The organism is Flavihumibacter sp. CACIAM 22H1 (assembly GCF_001601815.1).
Taxonomy (GTDB): Bacteria; Bacteroidota; Bacteroidia; order Chitinophagales; family Chitinophagaceae; genus Flavihumibacter.
In genome coordinates this window covers 1-6,587 of sequence record NZ_LUKG01000009.1, presented here as the reverse complement: position 1 = coordinate 6,587, position 6,587 = coordinate 1, and the positions used below count along the sequence as shown (strand labels likewise).

7 protein-coding genes are annotated in these 6,587 nt (G+C 45.4%); 5 read left to right on the top strand and 2 right to left on the bottom strand.

Annotation, left to right across the window (positions count from 1 at the left end):
- A partial coding sequence (locus A1D16_RS04525; RefSeq protein WP_290708054.1) for an LD-carboxypeptidase occupies positions 1-450 on the bottom strand: 450 nt, incomplete at its 3' end.
- Positions 451-554: 104 nt separating this feature from the next.
- Here A1D16_RS04525 and A1D16_RS04520 point away from each other — a divergent pair.
- The 5 genes from A1D16_RS04520 (at position 555) to A1D16_RS04500 (ending at position 6,166) form a co-directional block, all read left to right on the top strand.
- Positions 555-1,841, top strand: a complete 1,287-nt coding sequence (locus tag A1D16_RS04520) for a voltage-gated chloride channel family protein (protein ID WP_290708053.1) — start codon at positions 555-557, stop codon at positions 1,839-1,841.
- Between the two features lie 65 nt (positions 1,842-1,906).
- Positions 1,907-4,765, top strand: a complete 2,859-nt coding sequence (locus A1D16_RS04515) for a TonB-dependent receptor (RefSeq protein WP_290708052.1) — start codon at positions 1,907-1,909, stop codon at positions 4,763-4,765.
- A gap of 42 nt (positions 4,766-4,807) precedes the next feature.
- Positions 4,808-5,386 carry an RNA polymerase sigma factor gene (locus A1D16_RS04510; RefSeq protein ID WP_290708051.1) on the top strand — a complete coding sequence of 193 codons (579 nt, stop codon included), beginning with the start codon at positions 4,808-4,810 and terminating at the stop codon, positions 5,384-5,386.
- Positions 5,379-5,708 (top strand): hypothetical protein, encoded by a 330-nt coding sequence (locus A1D16_RS04505; protein WP_290708050.1) that lies wholly within the window; start codon positions 5,379-5,381, stop codon positions 5,706-5,708. The genes A1D16_RS04510 and A1D16_RS04505 overlap by 8 nt, the downstream gene beginning before the upstream one ends.
- Positions 5,709-5,713: 5 nt before the next feature.
- A complete protein-coding gene (locus A1D16_RS04500; RefSeq protein ID WP_290708048.1) occupies positions 5,714-6,166 on the top strand; it encodes a hypothetical protein in 453 nt (150 codons plus the stop codon).
- Here the strand turns inward: A1D16_RS04500 and A1D16_RS04495 are convergent.
- Positions 6,163-6,587, bottom strand: a 425-nt coding sequence (locus tag A1D16_RS04495) for a M24 family metallopeptidase (RefSeq protein WP_290708046.1), incomplete at its 5' end; no start/stop codon positions are given. The two genes, A1D16_RS04500 and A1D16_RS04495, sit on opposite strands and share 4 nt — an antisense overlap.

Below are 6,587 nucleotides of genomic sequence, written 5' to 3'. Positions count from 1 at the left end.
GCGAAGCGATAATACATAGGGGTTATCCTCGCCCCCCTCGTTAAATGCCGCAGCCATAGGTGCATGTAAACTGGCTACTTTGTGCACGCGGTTCAGGTGTGCATGCAACACGGTTATATCACTAAACCCTGCTATCCATTTCGGAGAACGAAGGAATTTTTTAAAATCGAGCTGATCAATAATACGGCCCATGCCATACCCACCGCGCCCGCAGAGGATGGCTTTAATAGCAGTATCATCCAGCATCTGCTGCAGGTCTAACCGGCGTTCTTCATCCGTGCCGGAAAAATAATTGGATGACTTACTATACATGGTAGCCCCCGGCCTTACAAGAAATCCCCAGTCCTGTAGCCGCTGCGCACAAGTCTGCCATTTTTCTTCTGGCATAAAACCAGCCGGACAAACCAACCCGATGGTATCGCCTTTATTTAGATAGGATGGTATATGCATAAGCGCAGATATCCTTTGATGGAACCCTTCAAATATAAATCACTAAAAGGAATCTGTTGGCTGATTCTTCCTCGCCCACAATAATTGCGTTATATTCGGACAGCATGAAGAAAAGTTTTGCATATTTTGAACAAATCGGCATTACCTGGTTTCTTGTACGTTGGACAATCCTGGCTATTCCACTGGCCACCATCATCGGAAGCCTGGTTGCCTTTTTTTTATGGTCCTTAGATGAACTGACGTTGGTTCGGTTAAAATTTCCCTGGTTACTGGCTTTTTTGCCGGCTGCAGGTGTACTCATTTACTTTCTCTATGACCTGGCAGGAAAGCGGACGGAAAAAGGCAATAATCTAATCCTGGATGAAATTCATGAACCGGGTGCCGGCGTTCCGCTCAGGTTAGCTCCGCTGGTACTGATTGCCACCCTTATTACCCACCTGTTTGGCGGATCGGCCGGGCGTGAAGGAACCGCGGTTCAGATGGGAGGAAGCATAGCCGATGCCTTGGCTAAACCATTCCGTCTTTCTACCCAGGATCGGCGAACCCTCTTACTCTGTGGCATGGCTGCAGGTTTTGGTGCCGTATTTGGAACACCGGTAACCGGTGCCCTATTTGCGCTGGAAGTGCTGCTGCTTGGACAAATTATTCATACCGCCTTACTACCCTGCCTGATTGCCAGTTTCCTGGCAGACATCACCTGCCAGTACTGGGGAGTTGGGCATGTTGGGTATTCTATAGCACCCGGCAGCTTTCTTCGCATTGATCCATCCAACTGGCTGCCCTCCTCGCTGCTTTTAGGCAAAGTAATTCTATTGGGCCTGGCAGCAGGTTTGGTGAGCGCCTGCTTTAGCAAACTTACCCAACTCGTTAAACAGACTTCCAACCTCTTGGTACCCAGGGCCTGGATGATTCCCATGACAGGCGGTTTACTGATTATTGGACTGAGTTTAATTCCAGGTAACTCAGCTTACCTCGGACTAGGTGTTTGGAACGCAGACCCTTCCGTTACTACCATAAGTGCGGCATTCAGCCTGGGCGGAGCCGAGCAGTTTAGTTTCGCCTGGAAGCTTTTATTCACCGCAATTACAATTGGAATGGGATTCAAAGGAGGTGAAGTAACGCCTCTTTTTTTTATAGGGGCAACGCTTGGAAATACCCTGGCAATTTTACTGGGCGCCCCTATTGACCTGATGGCCGGCCTTGGTTTTATAGCCGTTTTTGCAGCCGCTACCAACACCCCCATTGCCTGTACAATCATGGGGCTGGAACTCTTTGGCGGAGAATATTTCCTGTTATATGCCATTGCCTGCTTTATTGCATATTATTTCAGCGGGCATACCGGTATTTATAGTTCACAGCGGATGCTGCAATCCAAAACAGGCGATCTTTAAAAAAAATAAAAAAGCCCGTAGGATTTGTTTCGTAGTAACGTCTAATAGTTCACAGATCAATTACTATGAAGTATATTCTCGGACTTTTACTGACTATTGGACTAGGAACAACCGCATCGGCGCAAAACCGCATTTCCGGAAAAATGGAAGACAGTACGGCAAAAACGCCCCTTACAGGAGCCACGGTACAACTACGCAACACAAATTTCAGTAAAAATGCAGTTACTGATAAAACAGGCAGTTTCAGCCTGGCAGAAATACCCAATGGCTCCTACAAATTAACCGTCTCCTTTATTGGGTTTGCCCCCTTCGAAAAACTGCTTACCCTGCAGGGCGGAGAAACCAACCTGGGAACCATCCGGATGAAAAAAGGCGATGAGCAACTCGAAGAAGTTATCGTGAAAGCAGTTACCCCCCCGGCCCAGCAGAAAGGCGATACGGTGCAGTTTAATGCCAGCCAGTTTAAAGTAAATCCGGACGCCAATGTGGAAGACCTTGTTAAAAAAATGCCCGGTGTATCCATCGAAAACGGACAGGTAAAAGCCCAGGGCGAACAGGTGCGTAAAGTAACCGTGGATGGGCGCGAATTTTTCGGCGATGATGCAACAGCAGCACTCCGGAATCTGCCTGCTGATGTAGTAGATAAAATCCAGGTTTTTGACCGGTTAAGTGACCAGGCCCAGTTAACCGGGTTTGATGATGGGCAGGGATACAAAGCCATTAATATCATAACCAAAGAAGACCGAAGAGCAGGGCAGTTTGGACGGGTTTACGGGGGATATGGAACCGACAACCGCTACCAGGCCGGGGGAGCTGTAAACTTTTTTAATAAAGAACGACGTATTTCAGTAGTTGGGTTGTTCAATAATATCAACCAACAAAATTTTTCCAGTTCTGATATGCTCGGGCTTTCCGGTGGAGGAAGCGGCCGGGGTGGTGGCGCAGGCAGGGGCGGCGGAAATTTTCAGGTACAGGGTGCCAATGGCATCACCAAAACCAATGCACTGGGCGTAAATTTCAGCGATCTCTGGGGCAAAAATTTCAATGTCAGCGGTAGTTATTTTTTCAATAATGCCAATAATGAAAACAACTCCAGCTCTAACCGTGAACAATTTATTACGCCCGACAGCAGCACTTTTTATGCTGAACAATCGCTGAGCGAAAACAAAAACACCAACCATCGCATCAACATGCGAATGGAATATAAAATTGACTCTAATAATACCTTGCTGATTATACCAAGTTTCAGCTACCAGCAAAATGATATCCAGAATACTATTTCTGGCGTTCAGCGGCAACAAAACCAGGACCTGATCAGCGAAACAGAAAACCGTAACCGTACTACCGGAAATGGTTACACATTTAACAACACACTGCTTTATCGCCATTCTTTTGGAAAAAAAGGCAGGTCTATTTCACTTGGCCTCACCACCGGTTTCAACGACCGAAACAGCCAGAAAGATGTTTCAGCCATCTCCACATTTTACAAAGGAGGCATAGCAAACAACGACTCACTGCTCCAACAGCAATTATCAGACTCAAAAGGACAAAACCTTTCTGCCAATATATCCTACACGGAACCAATTGGCAAACGAGGGCAATTACAGTTCAGCTATAACCCCTCCTACTCTAAAAACGATGCTGATCAGCGTACCTGGGGATTTGATAACGCAACGGATAAGTTCAGCATCCTCGACACCAGCTTATCCAATGTATTTATCAATGAAATCACAACACACAGGGGAGGCATAACCTACCGGATCGGAGACAGGGATATGAACCTGAATATTGGCATTGATGCACAACATACCACACTGGATAATAACCAGACCTATCCGCAAACGGGGAACCTGAAAAAAACCTTCAGCAACCTGCTGCCCAATGCTTTTTTTCGTAAAAAACTGGGCGATAAAAGTAATATCCGGATTTTTTATCGCAGTAGTACCAATAACCCCTCGGTTAACCAGTTACAGAATGTAATCAATAACACCAACCCATTATTCCTGAATACCGGTAACCCGGAACTGGAACAATCTGTAGCAAACAGGCTGGGCGGCCGGTATACCTATACCAACAGCCGGAAAGGAAATAGTTTTTTCATCAACTTTTTTGTTAACCAGGCCGACAACTATATAACCAATGCTACTTACACCGCCTTTTCTGATTCGTTGCTAACACCAACCGTACTACTACGCGAAGGTGCACAGTTATCGAAGCCGGTTAACCTCAACGGCTATTGGGCAACCAACACCATGTTCACGTATTCCTTTCCCTTCAAAGCCATTAAATCAAACCTGACATTTAACCTGGGTGGAAATTTCTCCAAAACACCTGGCATTATTAATAATGTATCAAATATTGCCCGGAATACCACCTGGAATGGAGGCATGATCATTGCCAGCAACATCAGTGAATTTGTTGATTTCAATGTAAATTATAATGCCAATTACAGCACGGTAAAAAACAGTTTTCAACAATCATTGAACAATAATTATTTCAGCCAGTCGGCCGGCCTGGGCCTGAACCTGCTCAGCAAAAACGGGTGGATCTTTAATACAGACATAAACAACCAGCTTTACCGGGGATTAACAGCTGCTTTTAACCAGAATTTCTGGTTATGGAATATGGGTGTCGGAAAAAAATTCCTGAAAGAACAGAAAGGGGAAATCCGTTTGTCTGTTTTTGATTTATTAAAACAAAACAGAAGCATCAGCAGAACCATTGCAGCCAATTATATTGAGGATAACCAAACCCAGGTACTTACCCAGTATTTTATGCTAACCTTTACCTATAGGATAAAGAATTTTGGAAAAGCATCGGCACCACAGCGGCGTCAGGGTCCCTGGGGACCTGGCAGCCCTGGTGGCCCGGGAGGATTTGGCGGATTCGGCGGCCCGGGAGGATTTGGCGATTCTATGAATTAACCGGTAATTTGGGGTCGAAACCCGGAAAGAAATTACCTGAGCGTGACAGACCCCAGCTTTATAGAACGGCTCCGGAAGGGAGAAGAAACAGCTTTTTACCAATTGGTGGAGGACTGGAAAGACAGGATTTATAATACCGCATTGGGACTGGTTCAACAGGCGCAGGATGCAGAGGATATTACCCAGGAAGTGTTTATCATTGCCTGGAAATCGATTCACCGGTTTAGAGGAGAATCCAGTATCCAAACCTGGTTATTTAAAATTGCCGTTCACCAGTCGCTGGACCTGATCCGGAAAAAGCAACGAAAAAAAAGGTTCGGTTGGATAACGCCAATTTTTGGCACTGCAGAAAATGGAGCAACAGACCCGGGCGACTTTGTTCATCCAGGTGTTCAATTGGAAAAAAAACAGGAGGCACAATTGTTGTTCAAAGCCATAAAAAAACTACCTGAACAGCAACAAGTGGCGTACAGTTTGCAGAAGATGGAAGGATTGACACTTAAGGAAATTGCAGCGGTACTGGAAACAACAGAAGGCGCAGTGGAAGCCTTATTGCACCGGGCAAAATCCAATTTGCAGAAGACATTGACCAACTATTACCAAACACACAAACATGAATAAAAAGAAAAACATACAGGAACAGGTAGCAGCTACCCTTAGCAGCCTTGATGGGCTGGAAAGAGCCAGCGCCAACCCCCACCTGTATACCCGCATCCGGGCAAAATTAGACCAGGAGCTTAGCTCCTGGAGCTGGATAGCCGCTTTTTTATCCAGACCTGTTGTGGCAATCGGGTTGGTTGCAGTGATCATTATTTTGAATATTCTGACAATTACCAGTAATAAAAAAGGCACTGAAGAATTGAATGACCAACTGGTAACATTAGCGCAGGATTACAGTTTCCAGCCCTCCAATATCCTGGAGAATGGCATTAATCAACCCTGATAGCTATGCAAAACAAAACCTTAATAATTGTAATTGCTGTCCTGTTAATCAGTAACCTGGTTTTGCTGGGAGTTTATTTTTTTGGAAAAGACGATAAAAGAAAAGGCAATTCCAAAAACGAGTGGTCGCCGGTGGAGTATATGGCAAAGGAAATTGGTTTTGACAGTACCCAAAAACACGCGTTCCGCGAGCTATGGGAAACCGTCAATAAAAAAAATAAAGAATTGAATGATTCTATTCGGATAAACCGGGAAGCCCTTTATAGGAACCTGAAACTTGAACCACAACCCGATTCCCTTTTATTAGAAATTGCCACCAAAATGGCCGGCTTTGAAAAACAGGTAACCCTGAATAATTACGAGCATTTCCGAAAGGTCAGAGCCATCTGCAAAGACAGTCAGCAGACAAAACTGGATACGGTAGTAAGTCGTTTGGCAAAAAGGAGCAGACGGCGTTAAATTTCATTGTCAGCTGTAAGAATCAGCGGATGCTTATCGGTAATTACAATCGTGTGTTCATGCTGTGCTACATAACTGGCATCGCCCGTTACCAGCGTCCAACCATCCTTTAATTCTTTTGCCTGGGTTGCACCGGTAGAAATAAAAGTTTCAATCGCAACCACCATGTCTTTTCTAAACCGGTCGCGATTATACGGATCATAATAATTAGCAATTGAATGGGGGTACTCATGCAGGTTACGTCCGATACCATGCCCGGTTAGGTTGCGGATCACCCGATAGCCTTCCTTTTTAGCAGACAGGTCAATAAACCGTCCCAGCTCCGACACTTTCATGCCCGGCCGTATGTATTGTATTGCCTGCAATAAGATCTTACGGGAGGCTGCTACCAATTTTGAGTGGCCCGAAATATCTTCACCCA